We start from the raw sequence: 16,649 nt of genomic DNA on the forward strand, positions 1-16,649 counted from the left end.
CGGGCGTCGCCGGGAAGGAGTCAGGACTCAGTTGAAGTCCTTCGGGTCGGAGCCGATCCGCCCGCCGTTGTCGAGGCCGCTTATCGCCCGGACGTCCTCGTCGTCGAGCCGGACGTCGAGGGCCGCGTAGTTCTCGCGGATCCGCTCCGGCGTGACGGTCTTGGGGAAGACCACGTTGCCGATCGCCAGGTGCCACGCGATGATGACCTGTCCCGGGGTGGCGCCGTGCTTGCGGGCGATCGAGTCGATCACCGGGTCCTTCAGCAGGTCGCCGCCCTGGCCCAGGGGGGACCAGGCCTCGGTCAGGATGCCGTGCGAGGCGTTGAAGTCCCGCAGCGCGGACTGGTTGAAGTAGGGGTGCAGCTCCACCTGGTTCACCACGGGGACCACGCCCGTCGCGTCGATGATCTCCTGGAGCTCCTCCTGCGGGAAGTTGGAGACGCCGATGGACCGGGCCTTGCCGCTCTCGCGGATCTCCTGGAACGCCTTCCAGGTCTCCAGGTACTTCCCGCGCTTCGGGGTGGGCCAGTGGATGAGGTACAGGTCGACGTACTCCAGGCCGAGACGCTCCAGGGAGGCGTCGATGGCCTTCAGTGCGGAGTCGTGGCCGTGGTCGTCGTTCCACAGCTTGGTGGTCACGAAGATCTCGTCGCGCGGGATGCCGCTGTTCGCGATCGCCCGGCCGACGCCCTCCTCGTTGCCGTAGATCATGGCGGTGTCGATGTGGCGGTAGCCGGCCTCGAGGGCCTGGCCCACCACGTCCTCCGCGATGTCGGCGTCGACCTGCCACACGCCGTAGCCGAGCTGGGGGATGGTCCTGCCGTCGTGCAGGGTGAGGGTCGGGGACTGCGTCGTGGACTGCGTCATGGACCGTGCCTTTCGTGGGGAGACAGCCAGGGGCTGACAGGGAGGGCCGGGAGGAGCTCGTCCGGGCCCGGTGTCCGTCGAACAGTCTCCTGCTGTCGCCGCGCGCTGACAAGAAGGACAGCGTGCTTTCTGCTCTCAGCAATCGGCCTCCGGTGCCCGGCCGCAGCGGGAGGCCCCCGGAGGGCGGGGAACGGTGGCCGCAGCCGCAGCCGCAGCCGCAGCCGCAGCCGCAGCCGCAGCCGCGGTCGTGGCCGGCAGCGGGCGCTCAGCCGTCGGCGCGTGGTCGCCGGGCGGCCGGGCGCCGGTCGTCCCGCGGGGGCAGGAGGCGGGGCAGCGCCTCGGCGGCGCCGGCCCGGACGGTCCGGTCGGCGTGCGGGGTGAGCGCGGTGTCCTCGGGGTTGATCTCGACCACGGGCGTCCCGCGGCCGGCCGCGATCAGCGGCAGGGAGGCGGCGGGCTGCACGAGCCCGGACGTGCCCACCACGAGCACGAGCTCCGACTCGGCCACGGCCGCGGCGGCGCGCTCCACGGCGCCCTCGGGCAGCTGCTCCCCGAACCACACGACCGCGGGCCGCACCGCTCCGCCGCAGGAGGGGCACACCGGGGGGCGCTCGCGGCCCGGCCCTTCGCGGTCGGGCTCCTGGGGAGCGGGCGGTGCCTCCGGACGGGCCTCCGCTGCCAGGCCCGGGAGGAGACGCTCCGGGAACGGGGCGCCGCAGCCCGAGCAGCGGAACGCGAACAGGCTGCCGTGCAGGTGGGCGAGGACCGCGGAGCCCGCCCGCTCGTGGAGGTCGTCGACGTTCTGGGTGACCACGTGGACGCGGGCGCGGTCCGCCCACCGGGCGATCGCGCGGTGTCCGGCGTTGGGGCGGAGCCGGCGCACCTGGCGGGCCCGCCAGAGGTACCAGGACCAGACGAGCCCGGGGTCGGCGTCCCACGCCTCGGGGGTGGCCAGCTCCTCGGGGGACCAGCGGGCCCACAGTCCGGTGCCGGCGTCCCGGAAGGTGGGCACCCCGCTCTCGGCCGACATCCCGGCGCCGGAGAGCACGGTCACGGTGCGCGCGGAGTGCGCCAGCTCGAGCAGCTCGGGGTCGAGGTCGTCCATGCCGCCGACGGTATACGCACGGGGGCTCCCGGACCAGGGTGCCCGTGCCGGTGCGGGGAAACGCCCGGGCCCGTTGGTCGATCCGCACGCGCGCGTGGTGGAATGGAAACCATGAAGTTCAACGTCCAGCGCGTGCTGACCCCCGCCTACCTGACCTCCGTCGCCCTCGTCGTGGTCGGAGTGGTCCTCGGTCTGGCGTGGTACCCCGTCGCGGCGTGGCTGTTCGTGCTCGCCGGTCTCGCGCTCAACGCGATGGCCGTGTCCGTCACCGAGATCAACGACGCCCCGCGCCGTCGTCCGGCCCTCGCCCCCCACGACGGCGACCGCGGTGGCGACGGGGAGCTCGTCGAGGACCGGGACGAGGACCTCGGGGACGCGCTCCCGCCGGAGCCGGCGGCACGCCGCGCGCCCGTCGAGCCGGACGCCGAGACCGCCGCCACCCCGACCGTCCCGCACTCCGGTTCGAGCCCCCTGCGGGAGCGGCGCTGATCCCGTCACCGGCCGGAAGGGCGGCCGGACCGCGCGCAGAGCCGTCACGGGCACCGCAGCACCTCGCCGGGGACCGTGGTGGACGTCATGGTAAATTCGGGGCGATGACCAGCCCCAGGAACCACGTCCACGGCCGCGGCCCCGCCGTGCCGCCGGGCCGCGTGCTGTCCTCGGCGGTCCGGTGCGTGTCCAACGGGACGAACGGCTACCTGAACTCCTGGGGGCCGCTGCTCTCCGGATGCCCCCGGGACGCCTGAGCACTCCGGCCGGGACACCGGCCGGCGCGGCCGGTCACTCGACGGCCGAGTCCACCTCGTTCCCATCCCACCGACCGGACGGTTGCCAGGCGTGTCCCTCCTGATCATTCTTGCTCTCACCACCCTGCTGTGCCCTGCGGCGGCCGTCCTGGGCCGCCGGGCGGGCCGCGACGCCGGCTGGCCGCTCGCCGCGGGCCTCCTCGTGCTCGCAGGTGCGCTGGTCGCGGTGTGGAACGGCCGGGGGGACGCCGACGCGGTCTCCCAGCAGATCCCGTGGATGCCGACCCTGGGCGTGACCTTCCACCTGCGGCTCGACGGGCTCGGGCTGTTCTTCGGCCTCATCGTGCTGGTCATCGGCGCGGTGGTCATCGGCTACTCGGCCCGCTATCTCGCCAAGGGCTCGCACAGCGCCTTCTACACCCTCATGACGTTCTTCGCCGCGGCGATGCTCGGGCTGGTCCTGGCCGACGACGTGGTCCTGCTGTTCGTGATGTGGGAGTTCACCACGCTGTGCTCCTTCCTGCTCATCGCCCGCTCCGGCCCGCACGCCAAGGACCCGGCGATCCGGACCTTCCTGGTGACCATGGCCGGTGGGCTGTGCCTGCTCGCCGCGGTGGTCGCGATGTGGGTGGCCACCGGCACCACGCGCCTCAGCGACATCCTCGTCGACGACGTGTGGTCCACGTCCCCCGGGTTCGCCGCGTTCGTCGCGGTGCTGATCGCCCTCGCGGCCTTCACCAAGTCCGCGCAGTTCCCCTTCCACGCCTGGCTGCCCGACGCCATGGTCGCGATCACCCCCGTGAGCGCCTACCTGCACGCGGCGGCCATGGTGAAGGCCGGCATCTACCTCATGCTGCGCTTCTCCACGGCCCTCAGCGAGGTGCCGGTGTGGAACGTCCTGCTGATCTCCGTGGGCCTGTTCACCGCCCTGATGGGGGCGGTTTTCGCGCTGCAGCGCAACGACCTCAAGGAGCTGCTCGCCTACTCCACCGTGAGCCAGCTGGGCTTCCTGACGGCGACCATCGGCATCGGCACCTCCTACGCGGTGGTGGGGGCCGTGGTGCACGTGGCGGCCCACGCGCTGTTCAAGTCGGCGCTGTTCATGTCCCTGGGGGTCGTCGACCACCAGGCCGGCAGCCGTGACATCCGCAAGCTCTCCGGGCTGGCGCGGACGATGCCCGTCACGGCCGTCGTGATGACGCTCGCGGCGGTCTCCATGGCCGGCGTCGTCCCGCTGTTCGGGTTCGTCTCCAAGGAGGCCATGTTCAAGGCCATGGCGGAGAGCCCGGCGCCCACCGCGGCGATGTGGCTCGTGGGCGCCGTGGCGGTCCTGGCCGCGTCCTTCACCTTCGCCTACTCGGCCCGGATGATCATCACGATCTTCCCCGGCCGCCCCGCCCAGGACCCGCCGAAGGAGGCCTCCGCGGCCTTCCTGGCGCCCGTGGCCCTGGTCTCCGTGGCCGGTCTGGTGCTGGGACTGGGAGGCGTGCTGGCCGAGCCGCTGCTCGGTGCCGCCTCCGCCGCCGTGGCCGGGCCCGACGCCGAGCCCCACCTGGGGCTGTGGCACGGCCTCGCCCCCGAGCTGTACATGTCCGTGGCGGTCTTCACCCTGGGCACGATCCTGGTGCTCGCCCGGAGGAGCGTGGACCGGCTCCTGGACCGGGAGCTGTCGCCCATCACCGGGGTGGGCACGGTCGAGGCGCTGCGCAGCGGCTCCGTCGCCCTGGGCGCGTGGATCGGCGGCCTCACCCGCGCCGACGCCCCCTACCGGCACCTGGTCCCGCCCGTGGTCGTGCTGGTGGCGCTGACGGTCGTCGGCGTGTTCACGGTCGACGTCCCGCCGCTGCACGGGGATGTGACGCGCCCCCTGGACTGGGTCCTGCTCGGCGTGGTCCTGATCGGCGTGCTCCTGGCGCTGGGGGTGCGCAGCCGAATCGCCCTCGTGACGATCATCGGCGTGGTGGGCTTCGCGGTCGCGCTGTGGTTCTACGAGCTCGGCGCCGCGGACGTGGCGCTGACCCAGCTGCTGGTCGAGATCCTCACCGTGGTGGTGATCGTCCTGCTGCTCAACCGCCTGCCCTCCACCTTCCACCGGACCGGGAAGCGGCGGTCGACCACGGCGGCCGTCGTCGCGGTCCTCGCGGGCACCTCCGCCGCCGTGGCCACGTGGGCGCTCACCGGCCGGCGCGGGCTCTCCGACGCGGGCCAGTACTTCCTCGCGGAGGCCAAGACGGAGACCGGCGGGTCTAACGTGGTGAACACGATCCTCGTGGACTTCCGCGCCCTGGACACCCTCGGCGAGCTCACCGTCCTGGGCGTGGCCGGCATCGCGATCGTCGTGGCCCTGGAGTCGCGGGGGCTGCTGCCCAAGCTGCACAGCCCCATCACGGAGCCGCCCGGGTCGCCGATCAGCGACGCCCGGGACAACACCATGGTCCTGCGGGTCACCGAGCGCCTGCTCGGGCCGGTCATCGTGGTCCTGTCCCTCTTCTTCCTGCTCCGCGGGCACTACCACCCCGGCGGCGGGTTCATCGCCGCCCTCATCGGTGCCGCGGGCATCTCCCTGGTCTATCTCTCGGCGCAGGACGACCGGGTCAGCCGGCTCGGCGTGCCCTACGTGAAGCTCATCGGCGCCGGGGTCGCCGTGGCGGTGGTCGTGGGCCTCCTGGGCCTGGCCGAGGGTTCGTTCCTGCGCGCGCTCCACTTCGACGTGTTCGGGGTCGCGATCACCACGGCGCTGTTCTTCGACGTCGGCGTGTACCTGGCGGTGGTCGGCGTGATCCTGGCCGCGGTCAGCCGTCTCGGCGTGGAGGAGAAGGAACCACCGCCCCTGCGGCGGGTGGGCTCCACCGCGGTGGACGGTCCCGCCCCCCGCTCGACCCCCACCACGGACGAGCCGCACCACCCCAGCACGGCGCCCATGGATCTCAGCAGCATCCGGGTCCTCGACCGGAGTTCCGGACGGCCCCCCGGGGCGTCCGCCGAGCGCACCGACCGACCCCGAGGAGACGATTCCTGATGGCACTCGCACTGACCGTGGGCGTGCTCATCGGAGGCGGCGTCTTCATGATGCTGCGGCGCGGCATGGTCCGCCTGATCATCGGCTTCGCCCTCCTCAGCCACGGGGTGAACCTGCTGATCATGTCCGCCGGCGGCATCGACCGCCGGGGTGAGCCCCTCGGTTCCTCCCCGGACCCGGCAACCACGGCGGACGCCCTGCCGCAGGCCTTCGTGCTGACGGCGATCGTCATCGCGTTCGCCATCACCATGTACATGCTCGTGCTCGCCGTGACCGGCGACGAGGACGACGACACCGATCTCGAGCTCACCGGCCGGGAGATGGAGACCCCTGACCTGATGGACGACCCCGCAGACAGCGCCGGGACGCACGGCGACGCCCCCGCGGACCCGGACCCGGTGGGCACCCGCCCCGAGCAGCGCCCGGGGCGGGGTGGTCGCGCATGAGCGCGGACCTGATCCCGTTCTTCGTCATCGTCCCGCTGCTGGCCGCCGGTCTGCTGGTGCTCGCCGGCGGCTCCGGGCGGATCGGCAAGGCGGGGCTGCTCGCCGTCCTCGGGGCGGACGTGGTGTGGGCCGTGTGGCTCGTGGCCACCCTCCTGGACGGCGGCACCGTGCTGGCCCACCGGGTCAGCGGCTGGCCCGCCGGCATCGCCATCCCCTTCGCGGCCGATCTGTTCACCGCGCTGATGCTCACCGCGACCGGCTTCGTGACGCTGATCAGCTCCTGGTTCGGGGTGGTCTCGGGGCAGGCGGAGAAGCGCTACTTCGGCCCCCTGGTGCTCGTGCTCACGGCGGGCTTCAACGGGGCGCTGCTCACGGCGGACCTGTTCAACCTGTTCGTGTTCATCGAGGTCATGCTCGTGCCGTCCTACGCGTTGATCATCCTGGCCCACCGCGGCCGGGGACGGCTGATGCAGGTCACGTCCTCGCGGATCTACGTGAGCGTCAACCTGCTGGCCTCCACGATCTTCCTGGCGGGGGTGGGGCTCGTCTACGGCACGGCCGGCACCGTGAACCTCGCCGAGCTGGCGGGCCGGGCCGCGGAGTCCACCGCCGTGGCCGTGTCGGTCGCCGTGACTCTCGTCGCCCTGGCCGTGAAGGCGGCAGTGGTTCCCGTGCACGGGTGGCTGGCGCGCACGTACCCGTTCATGTCGCCCACCGTCACCGCGCTGTTCTCGGGGCTGCACACGAAGATCGCGGTCTACGCGATCTACCGGATCTACGCCGTGATCTTCGACGGCATGGAGCAGTACCTGTGGATCGGGCTGGTGGTCTTCACCGTCTCGATGGTGGTCGGTGTCCTCGGTGCCGTGGGGGAGCGGGACGCGCGGGCGATCCTCGCCTACTCCACCGTGAGCCAGATCGGCTACATCCTGCTGGGCGTCGCCCTGTTCGGGGCCGCCGGACTCACCGCGGGCATCTTCTTCCTCCTGCACCACACGGTGGTGAAGGTGTCCCTGTTCCTGTCCACCGGCGCGGTGGAGATCGCCTACGGGCGGCAGCCGCTGGGCGAGGTCACGGGACTGCTGCGGCGGGAGCCGCTCACCGCCGTGGTGTTCTTCGCCGCCGCCATGTCCCTGACCGGCATCCCGCCGTTCTCGGGGTTCGTGGCCAAACTGGCGCTGATCCTGGCCGCGTTCGAGGAGCAGCAGGTCGTGGTGGCCCTCGTGGCGGTCGGCGTCAGCCTGTTCACGCTGCTGTACCTGCTCAAGATCTGGGGGAAGATGTTCCTGGGAAAACCGGAGGACTCGTCGAGCGAAGTCGTCGCCGCGGTCGGCACGAAGGAGCGCCGCATCTCGGTGGGCCTCATCGCACCGGCCCTCGTCCTGGCGGTCGTCACCCTCGTCCTCGGCGTGGGCGGTGAGCTGCTGCTGGGCGTCGCCGCCACGGCAGCGGACGGGCTCGTGGACACCAGCGCGTACGTGGAGGCGGTGGTGAACTCGTGAAGTGGTTGACCTGGCCGCTGCGCCTGATCGGCTTCCTGTTCTGGTACGCCTGGGAGCTGGTCCTCTCCAACGTCGCGGTGACCCGCGACGTGCTCACCCCGGGCCAGGGGTCCTCGCCCATCGTGATCCGCTACCGGACCCGGTGCCGCAGCGAGTTCGAGACGGTCCTGCTCAGCGTGCTCATCTCCCTGACCCCGGGGACGCTGACCCTTGCCACCGTGGCCCGGCCCCCGGAGGGCGCGCACAGCGCCGCGTCCGACGCGGGCGCGGGGGACGACGGGGCCGCCGGCACGGAGGAGTACGACATCTTCGTGCACGCCATGTACTCGGACGGACCGCAGGACGCCCGGTCGAGCCTGCAGGAGATGGAGACCCACATGCTGAACGGCATCCGACCGGGAGGGGGACCCCGATGATCGGCATCCTCTTCGGCGTGCTCGTGCTCGCCGCCTCCGTCCTCGTCGCCGGGGTGCGGATGTTCCGCGGCCCCAACGACGCCAACCGGGCCATCGCCGCGGACCTGCTGTTCTTCGCCGTGGTGGGGCTCATCGCCCTGTTCGGCGTGCTGGCGATGAGCCCCCCGGTCTTCGACCTGGTCCTCATCGCCACCCTCGTGGGCTTCCTGGCGACCCTGTCCCTGGCCCGCGCACTGACCAAGGGGAGGCGATGAGTGTGGACTTCGACCCGATCATGCACGACACCCTGTGGATGAGCGTGGTGGGGCAGGCGTTCATCGTCCTGGGCTCGCTGATCTTCCTCACCGCCACGGTGGGGATCATCCGGTTCCCCGACCTCTACACCCGGTCCTCGGCGATCGCCACGGCCGCGGGCCTCGGCGTCTCGTTCGTCCTCACCGGGGCGTTCTTCTTCCTGCCCGGCGTGGAGAACGCGGTGAAGCTGCTCGCCGCGGTGGTCCTGCAGCTCGTGACCTCGGCCGTGGGCAGCATGGCGCTGGCCCGGTCCGGGTACCTCATCGGCTCGGCGGTGTACTCACCGACCCACCACAACGAGCTGGAGGAGCACACCGGGGACGAGGCCGGACGCCCCGGCGAGGACGTCCGGCCGTGACCGGACGCGTGCACAGCGTCAACGTGGGACGGTCCGAGGTCAGTCCCGCCCGGCCGAACCGCGCCACCGGCATCCGCAAGCACCCCGTGGACGGACCGGTGGAGGTCCGCGACCCGGGCCCCCGCAGGGGCGGTCTCGGCTCGGGCCTGGCCGGGGACTTCATCGGGGACGGCAAGTACCACGGCGGCACGGACCAGGCCGTGTACGCGTTCGCGCGCGAGGAGCTGGACTTCTGGGCGCAGGAGCTGGGGCGGGAGATCCCCGACGGCTCCTTCGGGGAGAACCTCACGCTCTCGGGCGTCGACGTCGACGACGCGCGGCTGGGCGACGTCTGGCGCATCGGCGGGGTGCTGCTGCAGGTCACGGACGCCCGCATCCCCTGCGGCACGTTCCGCGCGAGTATGGAGGTGCGCGGCTGGCTGCGGCGCTTCACGGAGCGGGGCCGCTCCGGGGCCTATCTCAAGGTCCTGGAGCCGGGCACCCTGCGGGCCGGTCTGCCGGTCGAGCTCACCCGCCGCGCCGGGCACGGGGTGGGCGTGGCGGACGCCTTCCGCGCCCAGACCACGGAGCGGCACCGGATGCCGGAGCTGCTCCGGGCGGGCGAGGACCTGTGCCAGCAGCTCCGGCTGCGGGTCGAGAAGGAGCAGCGGGCGGCCGACCGGCGCGACGGCCGAGCCGCCACCGCCCTCAGTTGAGGGCTGCGCCCCGGTAGACCTGCGCGACCTGCTCCTCGGAGAGCCGGGTGTCGATCACGGTGGTGCCCTCCGGGTCCTCGCGCAGGAAACGGACGGGCCCGTGCGAGCCGGTCTCCAGGAGGAGCGCGGCGTCGGCGTCGTAGAGGGCCTCCACGGAGGTGCTGAAGCGGTCCCCCCGCACCGGGGTCACGGACAGCTCGAGCCGGGCGAGGACGCGGCCGCCGCCCGTCCCCGCGTCCGCCGCTGCGCTCCCGTCCGTGCGCCCGGCGGCGGACGCGTCCTGGGCGACCGGCTCGAGGGCGATCTCCCGGACGACGCCCACGCCGTGCTCCACGACGTTCGCCAGGCGGGCGCCCAGCCGGCCCTGCGCGGTGCTGAAGGCGCGCTTGAGCCGGGCCGTCCACCACAGGGCCGTGGCCACCAGCACCACGGCGACGAGGGCGAGGTAGAGCACCGAGCCGGACCGGGACCACTGCTGCCACAGCAGGACCACGGCGAGCGCGGTCAGCACGGGGACCACCAGCAGCAGCGACGTGCCCAGGCGCTCGCCCAGGGAGGGGCGGTCGGGCGCCCCCTCGTCGCCGGGAGCGGTGCGCAGCCGCCGCATGACCTGGACGTCGAAGTCGCGGTCGTCCGCGGGTACGGGCCGGGGCCAGGTGCCGAGGGAGTCCATGGGTTCCATTATGGGGCGCGCTCGGCGGACGCGTTCCCATGAGGCGTCAAGGACCGGCTCGTAGAATCGGGCCATGACCGAGACCCGATGGCTGTCCCCCGAGGAGCGCGAGGCCTGGCTGGCGCTCGTCTCCATCATGTTCACGCTGCCCGGCAGCATCGAGTCCCAGCTGCAGGCGGAGGCGGACCTCAGCCTGGCCGAGTACCTGGTGCTCGCGATGCTCTCGGAGGCCCCCGACCGGCGCCGGCGCATGTCGGACCTCGCGGCGGCCACCAACACCTCCCAGTCCCGGTTGTCCCGGATCGTCGCGCGTCTCGAGCGGGACGGCCTGGTGGTGCGCGCCGGTGGGGAGCAGGACAAGCGGGTGGTGCTCGCGGAGATCACCGACCGCGGCCTGGAGCGGGTCCAGCAGGTGGCCCCGGGGCACGTGGAGCACGTCCGGCGGACGGTGATCGACCGGCTGACGCCCGTCCAGGTCCAGCAGCTCGCGCTGATCGGGCGCATGGTCGACGACGCCGCGGCCGGCCCCACGGCCCGTGGACTGGCCTCGGACCAGCCGTGACACCGGGCCCCCTCCGTCCAAAAGATTGACAGGGAAAGTATCTGCCCCCTACTGTGGTGACATGTCCACAACACAGGTGCCGCAGCGCACGTCCTCCGCTCGTTCCTCCGCCCCCGCCGTCCCCGCCGCCGACTCCTCCGCCGCGACCCTCGGACTGACCGTCCTGCGCGTCGTCCTCGGCACCACGTTCCTCCTGCACGGCTGGCAGAAGGTCACCGAGTGGACCGTCGCCGGCACCCAGGCCTCCTTCGCCCAGATGGGCGTCCCGGCGGCCGAGCTCGCCGCGCCCGTCGCCGCCGTCCTCGAGCTCGTGGGCGGGCTGATGCTCCTCCTGGGTCTCGGCACCCGTGTGGTCGCCGCCCTGCTCGCCCTGACCATGCTGGGCGCCCTCGTGCTCGTGCACCTTCCCGCGGGCTTCTTCGCCGCCGACGGCGGGATCGAGCTCGTCCTGCTCCTCGCCGCCGCGTCCGTCCTCTTCGTCCTGGCCGGTGCCGGCCGCTGGTCGCTCGACCACCTGGTCGCGGCGAGGCGCCGCGGGTCCGCCCGGGCCTGACCCCTCCCGCGCCGGGCGGGCGCGGACGTGTCGGCGCGGCCGCGTAAAATCGGTTGCGGCGCGGCGCGCACGACCACCACGGTGCCGCGCCTGGTCCAGCGCGGGCGATCCCCGCAGATCGGGGTTGGCCGCATGAGCATGCAGAACTCGCCGTACATGGTGCTGTGGCGCACCGTCCAGGGTCAGGACGTCAAGGACCGGAAGATCGACCGGGGCACGCTCCGGCGCATCGTCGTCTTCGCGCGCCCGCACAAGACCAGGCTCACGGTGTTCCTGGTGATCTCGGTGCTCACGGCGCTGCTCGGCGTGGTCACCCCGATCCTGGCCGGCGACGTGGTCCGTGCGATCAACGCCGGGGACGCGGTCTCCGTGGTGGTCTGGCTCGCGGTGGCCATCGCCGCCGTGGCGGTCGTGGACGCGGGGCTGAGCATCCTCAACCGGTGGCTCTCCTCCCTGATCGGCGAGGGGCTCATCCTGGACCTGCGCACCGCCGTCTACGACCACGTGCAGCGGATGCCGATCGCCTTCTTCACCCGCACGCGCACCGGGGCCCTGGTCTCCCGGCTCAACAACGACGTCATCGGCGCCCAGCGGGCGTTCTCCAACACGCTCTCCGGCGTGGTGAGCAACATCGTCTCCCTGATCCTGACCGTCGTCGTCATGGTCTCGATCTCGTGGCAGGTCACCGCGCTGTCCGTGCTGCTGCTGCCGATCTTCCTGGTCCCGGCCCGGGCCATGGGCGGGCGCCTGGCGAACCTCCAGCGGGAGGCGGCCCAGCACAACGCGTCCATGTCCACGCAGATGACCGAACGGTTCTCCGCCGGCGGCGCCACCCTGGTCAAGCTCTTCGGCCGGCCCGACGCCGAGGCCGCCGAGTTCGCCCGTCGTGCCGGCCGCGTCCGGGACATCGGCGTGCGGGTGGCGATGCTGCAGACCGTGTTCGTCACGGCCCTGACGCTGGTCTCGGCGCTCGCCCTGGCGCTCGTCTACGGGCTCGGCGGCGCGCAGGCGATCCTCGGCAACCTGGACGCCGGCGCGGTCGTGACCCTCGCCCTGCTCCTCACCCGGCTGTACACCCCGCTGACCATGCTCGCGAACGCCCGGATGGACGTCATGAGCGCCGTGGTGAGCTTCGAGCGGGTCTTCGAGATCCTCGACCTCGTCCCCCTGATCCAGGAGCGGCCCGGGGCCCGGTCGCTGCCCGCCGGGCCCGCGTCGGTGGAGTTCGACGACGTCCGGTTCGCCTACCCCTCCGCCGAGGAGGTCTCGCTCGCCTCGCTCGAGGACGTCGCGGTGCTCGACACCCGGGGCGGTGAGGAGGTGCTGCACGGCGTGGGCTTCACCGTCCTGCCGGGGCAGACGGTGGCCCTCGTGGGGTCCTCCGGCGCGGGCAAGTCGACGATCGCCCAGCTCGTGGCCCGGCTCTACGACGTCACCTCGGGGGCGGTCCGGATCGGGGGCACGGACGTGCGGGACGCCACCTTCGCCTCGCTGCGGGAGACCATCGGGATGGTGACCCAGGACGGGCACCTGTTCCACGAGTCGATCCGGGACAACCTCGCCCTGGTGAAGCCGGAGGCCACGGACGAGCAGCTGTGGGACGCCCTGGCCCGGGCCCGCATGGAGCACGTGATCCGCTCCCTCCCGGACGGGCTGGACACCGTGGTGGGCGAGCGCGGCTACCGGCTCTCCGGCGGCGAGCGGCAGCGGCTGACCATCGCCCGCCTGCTGCTCGCGGCCCCGCGCGTGGTGATCCTCGACGAGGCCACGTCGGCGCTGGACTCCACCAACGAGGCCTACGTCCAAGCGGCACTGGGCGAGGCGATGGAGGGGCGCACCGCCCTGGTCATCGCCCACCGGCTCTCGACCATCCGCTCCGCCGACCAGATCCTGGTGGTCGAGGACGGCCGGATCGTGGAGCGGGGCCGGCACGCCGAGCTCCTCGCCGTGAGCGGGCGCTACGCGGAGCTCTACGAGACGCAGTTCGCGGACCAGGAGGTCTGACCGGTGCTCGACGACGCCGTGGCGCGCCTCGGCGTGGACGCCCCGGGGGCGCTGGCGGTGGTGGCCTCGGCCGTGGGGATCTACCTGGCGTTCCTGCTCATGGTGCGGGTCCTCGGGCAGCGCGTGCTGTCCCGGCTGTCGACCTTCGACGCGGTCGTGGTGGTCATGCTCGGTGCCGTGGCCGGGCGCGCGGTCCTGGGGGACACGCCCACGCTCGCCGCCGGCGTGCTGGGGCTCGGCACGTTGTTCGCGCTCGAGGCGGGCTTCGGCCGGCTCCGCGCGGGGATCCGCGTGTCGGCGCTGATGAACAACCGGGCGGTGCTGCTGATGGCCGGCGAACGGGTGCTGGAGGCCAACCTCCGCCGGGTCCACGTGGTGGAGTCCGAGCTCTTCGGCGCGCTGCGGGGCGCCGGGGTGCGCAGCCCCGACGAGGTCGCGTGCGTGGTCTTCGAGGCCGCCGGCACGATCAGCGTCCTCCGGCGCGGCACGCCGGTCGACCCCCGGCTGCTCGAGGGCGTCCGGGACGCCCACCTGGTCCCGGCGGACCTCCTGCGGGAGCCGGGCCGGGGCTGAGGACCGCCCGCGTCCCGTCCGGTGTGCCTCCTCGCCGCGGGCCGGGGCGGCGCACGGCGTCACGGGGCGGCCGGACCGAGCTCGGTCACCACCTCGCCGGTTGCGGTCGAGTCGTCGCGCAGCATCCAGCCCATGCGCTTGTGGGTCCGCACCCCCACGTCGGACTCGACAACCTGGACCCCCGGCGCGGCGGCCTGCAGCTCCGCCTCCACGTCGAAGATGTCCCCGGGGGTGCGCAGCCAGAGCAGGAAGGTGAGGTTGGTGTCGCCCGTGGTCGAGGCGCACAGGCGCAGCGTCCGGTGGGAGCGCAGGCAGCGCACGGCCGCCTCGAGCTGCGCCGGCGGCACCCGGACGTACCACTGGCAGGACACCGGATAGCCGGAGTGCTGCTGGGCCAGTTCGCAGCGGAGGGCCACCAGGCCGGTCTCGAGCGCCTGGCGCAGGTGCCGGGCCGCCGTCGTCGGGTGGGTCCCGGTCGCGGCGGCGATCTGCGCGGCGGTGGCCCGCCCGTCGGCCTGGAGCACGGCCGTCATCTCCTCGAGGTGGGCGGGGGTGGCGCCGTGCGGGCGGTGCGCCTCCGACCGCAGGGCGCTCACGCGGCGCTGCTGCTCCGGGGACAGCACGTCCAGGCGCCAGTTGCTGCCGATGGCGTGGAGCCGGGTGGCCACCGTGAGCTGGGCCCGCAGGATCGCCGGATCGGCGCGCACCAGCGGCAGCACGTCCCGGGTCATCTGCTCCCAGCTGCGGGTGAGGACGGTGAGCCGGACGTCCCAGGCGCGCGCGGACTCCTCCACGGTGCCGATCTCCGGGACGGCGCACAGCCGCTCCAGCACCTCCGCCCGGCGGCCCGGGCGGCACTCGAGGCCGATGAAGGTGGCGCAGCCCTGCGTGCCGGAGGTGCCCAGGTGGGCGGTGACCCAGCTGCGGCCGTCGGCCCGGAGCCGGTCCCAGCGGGCGGCCAGCGTGGTGGGGTGGCGGCCGAGCGCGGCCCCCAGCTGGGTCCAGGACGCCCGCGGCGCGATCTGCAGGGCGTGCACGAGCTCGAGGTCCTCCGGGGGCAGTTCCATGCTCGTTCCTTCGGTCAAGAGTGCATTCGGTGCAGTTTATCGAAGATGTCCGGCAACAGTGATCGGCGTCACGTCACGCTCGGAGCAGAGACCGCCGGCGACGGACTCCTCGTGGCCCCGCCTCTCCTTCCCCGCCGATCCGACCACCTCCGGGAGTTCCCATGAACCTGCGCACCGCTGTCGACGGCGCCTCCACCGACATCCTGTCCGTGGCCAACCTGCCCGTGCTGTGGATCTGCGCCCTCGGCGTCTTTGCCGTCATCGTCGTGCAGACCGTCATCTACGTCCGGGCCGCCCGGGTGGCGGCTCCCGCCGCCGGGGTGAGCCCGGCGGAGCTGAGGACCTCGTTCCGCGCCGGGGCGGTCTCGGCGATCGGGCCGTCCCTGGCCGTGGCCCTGGTGGCCGTCGCGCTGCTGACCGTCTTCGGCGCTCCCGCCGTGCTGGTGCGGATCGGGCTGATCGGGTCGGTGTCCTTCGAGACCGGTGCGGCCAGCATCGCCGCGGGCACCATGGGGGCCGACCTGGGCGGCCCGACCTACACGCAGGGCGTGTTCGCCGTGGCGTTCATGGCGATGAGCCTGGGCGGGGCGATGTGGATGCTCGCCACGCTGATCCTCACGCCCTTGCTGAAAAAGGGCGATGTCAGCCTGCGCAAGGTCAACCCCGCCGTGATGACCGTGGTCCCCGGGGCGGCCCTGCTGGGGGCGTTCTTCGCCCTCGGGCTCGGGGAGCTGCCGAAGTCGGGCAACCACGTGGTGGCCTTCCTCGCCTCCGCGGCCGTGATGGCGGTGTGCCTGGGCATCGCCAAGGCGCTCCGGGCGCAGTGGATGCGCGAGTGGGCGCTGGGCATCGCCATCCTGACCGCGCTGGTCGTCACCTACGCCACCGTCGGCGCCGGTGTCTTCCCGGCCGCCTGAGACCGACCGTCCGAGACCGACCGCCTGAGCCCGTGCCCGAGACCGTGCGTCAGACCCACCGAAGGACTTCTGCCATGACCACCGTGAACCCCGCTGCCGTCCCCGCCCTGGAGCAGTTCGACGCGACCACCGCCCGCTGGGGCCGGCTGACGATGATCGCCGGGCTGCTCTTCGCCCTGGCCGGCCCCGCCTACCTCGTGCTCTTCTCCGGCCTGGACGTGGACCAGGCCCGGATCTGGACCGCCCTGCTGGCCATCGCCGGCACCTTCGGGGTGCTCTGGATCGTGGAGCCGCTGACCTACTACCCGATCCTGGGCCAGGCCTCGATGTACCAGGCCTTCATGATCGGCAACATCTCCAACAAGCTGCTGCCCTCGGCGCTGATCGCCCAGTCCGCCATCGGCGCGAAGCCCGGCACCCGCCGCGGGGAGCTGGCGGCGGTGATGGCGATCAGCGGAGCGGCCATGGTGCACCTGGTCTCGCTGCTCGTCCTGGTCGGTCTCCTGGGCTCCTGGCTGGTGAGCGTCGTGCCCGCCGACGTCGTCGCCGTGGTCCAGACCTACATCCTGCCCTCGGTGCTGGGCGCGGTGCTCGTGCAGGCCGTCGTCTCGACCCGCAACCTGCGGATGACGGTGATCGCCGGCGTCGTCGCCGCGGCCGTCGTGTTCCTGCTGGTGCCGACCGTGCCCACCCTGGCGTTCTTCGGCACCGCCATCGCGGTGATCGCCACCGCTGTGCTGGCATGGTTCCTGCGCGACAGGTCGGCCGAGGCCGATCCCGTCGCGCCCCAGCCGGAGGCCTCCACCGACGACCTCCGCATCGGCTAGCACCCTTCTCCCGAAAGGACCCCGC

The 16,649-nt window shown here is 72.8% G+C and carries 19 protein-coding genes; 15 read left to right on the forward strand and 4 right to left on the reverse strand.

What is annotated here, in order from left to right:
- Nucleotides 1–27 precede the first annotated feature (27 nt).
- Nucleotides 28–867 (reverse strand): aldo/keto reductase, encoded by an 840-nt coding sequence (locus AC6CH6_RS09045; protein ID WP_017835099.1) that lies wholly within the window; start codon nucleotides 865–867, stop codon nucleotides 28–30.
- A 265-nt stretch (nucleotides 868–1,132) separates the two neighbouring features.
- Nucleotides 1,133–1,972: an SIR2 family NAD-dependent protein deacylase gene (locus AC6CH6_RS09050; RefSeq protein ID WP_498254878.1), complete on the reverse strand. Its 840-nt coding sequence runs from the start codon at nucleotides 1,970–1,972 to the stop codon at nucleotides 1,133–1,135.
- 111 nt (nucleotides 1,973–2,083) lie between these two features.
- Between AC6CH6_RS09050 and AC6CH6_RS09055 the strand changes: the two genes are divergently transcribed.
- The 9 genes from AC6CH6_RS09055 to AC6CH6_RS09095 all read left to right on the forward strand — a co-directional run bounded on the left by AC6CH6_RS09055 (nucleotide 2,084) and on the right by AC6CH6_RS09095 (nucleotide 9,448).
- Nucleotides 2,084–2,461: a hypothetical protein gene (locus tag AC6CH6_RS09055; protein ID WP_498254879.1), complete on the forward strand. Its 378-nt coding sequence runs from the start codon at nucleotides 2,084–2,086 to the stop codon at nucleotides 2,459–2,461.
- 104 nt (nucleotides 2,462–2,565) lie between these two features.
- On the forward strand, nucleotides 2,566–2,718 hold the full coding sequence (locus tag AC6CH6_RS09060) for a hypothetical protein (RefSeq protein ID WP_160291625.1): 153 nt from the start codon (nucleotides 2,566–2,568) through the stop codon (nucleotides 2,716–2,718).
- A 91-nt stretch (nucleotides 2,719–2,809) separates the two neighbouring features.
- Complete coding sequence (locus tag AC6CH6_RS09065; protein WP_498254880.1) at nucleotides 2,810–5,737, forward strand: DUF4040 family protein; 2,928 nt, start codon at nucleotides 2,810–2,812, stop codon at nucleotides 5,735–5,737.
- On the forward strand, nucleotides 5,737–6,183 hold the full coding sequence (locus AC6CH6_RS09070; protein WP_498254881.1) for a sodium:proton antiporter: 447 nt from the start codon (nucleotides 5,737–5,739) through the stop codon (nucleotides 6,181–6,183). The genes AC6CH6_RS09065 and AC6CH6_RS09070 overlap by 1 nt, the downstream gene beginning before the upstream one ends.
- A complete protein-coding gene (locus tag AC6CH6_RS09075) occupies nucleotides 6,180–7,685 on the forward strand; it encodes a monovalent cation/H+ antiporter subunit D family protein (protein WP_498254882.1) in 1,506 nt (501 codons plus the stop codon). The genes AC6CH6_RS09070 and AC6CH6_RS09075 overlap by 4 nt, the downstream gene beginning before the upstream one ends.
- Complete coding sequence (locus AC6CH6_RS09080) at nucleotides 7,682–8,101, forward strand: Na+/H+ antiporter subunit E (RefSeq protein WP_498254883.1); 420 nt, start codon at nucleotides 7,682–7,684, stop codon at nucleotides 8,099–8,101. Before AC6CH6_RS09075 ends, AC6CH6_RS09080 begins: the two co-directional genes overlap by 4 nt.
- Nucleotides 8,098–8,355 carry a monovalent cation/H+ antiporter complex subunit F gene (locus tag AC6CH6_RS09085; RefSeq protein ID WP_133409601.1) on the forward strand — a complete coding sequence of 86 codons (258 nt, stop codon included), beginning with the start codon at nucleotides 8,098–8,100 and terminating at the stop codon, nucleotides 8,353–8,355. The genes AC6CH6_RS09080 and AC6CH6_RS09085 overlap by 4 nt, the downstream gene beginning before the upstream one ends.
- On the forward strand, nucleotides 8,352–8,753 hold the full coding sequence (locus AC6CH6_RS09090; RefSeq protein WP_498254884.1) for a cation:proton antiporter: 402 nt from the start codon (nucleotides 8,352–8,354) through the stop codon (nucleotides 8,751–8,753). Before AC6CH6_RS09085 ends, AC6CH6_RS09090 begins: the two co-directional genes overlap by 4 nt.
- Complete coding sequence (locus AC6CH6_RS09095) at nucleotides 8,750–9,448, forward strand: MOSC domain-containing protein (protein WP_498254885.1); 699 nt, start codon at nucleotides 8,750–8,752, stop codon at nucleotides 9,446–9,448. Before AC6CH6_RS09090 ends, AC6CH6_RS09095 begins: the two co-directional genes overlap by 4 nt.
- Here the strand turns inward: AC6CH6_RS09095 and AC6CH6_RS09100 are convergent.
- Nucleotides 9,441–10,121: a hypothetical protein gene (locus AC6CH6_RS09100; RefSeq protein ID WP_498254886.1), complete on the reverse strand. Its 681-nt coding sequence runs from the start codon at nucleotides 10,119–10,121 to the stop codon at nucleotides 9,441–9,443. The genes AC6CH6_RS09095 and AC6CH6_RS09100 overlap by 8 nt on opposite strands.
- A gap of 73 nt (nucleotides 10,122–10,194) precedes the next feature.
- Between AC6CH6_RS09100 and AC6CH6_RS09105 the strand changes: the two genes are divergently transcribed.
- The 4 genes from AC6CH6_RS09105 (at nucleotide 10,195) to AC6CH6_RS09120 (ending at nucleotide 13,813) form a co-directional block, all read left to right on the forward strand.
- The gene (locus tag AC6CH6_RS09105; protein ID WP_017831721.1) at nucleotides 10,195–10,683 is read left to right on the forward strand and encodes a MarR family winged helix-turn-helix transcriptional regulator; all 489 of its coding nucleotides are present in this window, start codon (nucleotides 10,195–10,197) and stop codon (nucleotides 10,681–10,683) included.
- Between the two features lie 61 nt (nucleotides 10,684–10,744).
- Entirely contained in the window at nucleotides 10,745–11,236 is a 492-nt protein-coding gene (locus AC6CH6_RS09110; protein WP_498254887.1) for a DoxX family protein, read from the forward strand.
- Between the two features lie 156 nt (nucleotides 11,237–11,392).
- On the forward strand, nucleotides 11,393–13,240 hold the full coding sequence (locus tag AC6CH6_RS09115) for an ABC transporter ATP-binding protein (RefSeq protein WP_051063693.1): 1,848 nt from the start codon (nucleotides 11,393–11,395) through the stop codon (nucleotides 13,238–13,240).
- Between the two features lie 3 nt (nucleotides 13,241–13,243).
- A complete protein-coding gene (locus AC6CH6_RS09120; RefSeq protein WP_017831724.1) occupies nucleotides 13,244–13,813 on the forward strand; it encodes a DUF421 domain-containing protein in 570 nt (189 codons plus the stop codon).
- Nucleotides 13,814–13,872: 59 nt separating this feature from the next.
- Here AC6CH6_RS09120 and AC6CH6_RS09125 read toward each other — a convergent pair whose 3' ends face one another.
- Nucleotides 13,873–14,880 (reverse strand): Lrp/AsnC family transcriptional regulator, encoded by a 1,008-nt coding sequence (locus AC6CH6_RS09125; RefSeq protein ID WP_133409596.1) that lies wholly within the window; start codon nucleotides 14,878–14,880, stop codon nucleotides 13,873–13,875.
- A 161-nt stretch (nucleotides 14,881–15,041) separates the two neighbouring features.
- Here AC6CH6_RS09125 and AC6CH6_RS09130 point away from each other — a divergent pair, with 161 nt between their 5' ends.
- Both AC6CH6_RS09130 and AC6CH6_RS09135 read left to right on the forward strand, forming a co-directional pair.
- Nucleotides 15,042–15,797: a DUF5058 family protein gene (locus AC6CH6_RS09130; protein ID WP_498254888.1), complete on the forward strand. Its 756-nt coding sequence runs from the start codon at nucleotides 15,042–15,044 to the stop codon at nucleotides 15,795–15,797.
- Nucleotides 15,798–15,871: 74 nt separating this feature from the next.
- Nucleotides 15,872–16,624, forward strand: coding sequence for a hypothetical protein (locus AC6CH6_RS09135; protein ID WP_368811788.1), 753 nt, complete (start codon nucleotides 15,872–15,874; stop codon nucleotides 16,622–16,624).
- Nucleotides 16,625–16,649: the final 25 nt, after the last annotated feature.

The sequence above is a fragment of the Kocuria sp. GQ42 genome (assembly GCF_059758435.1).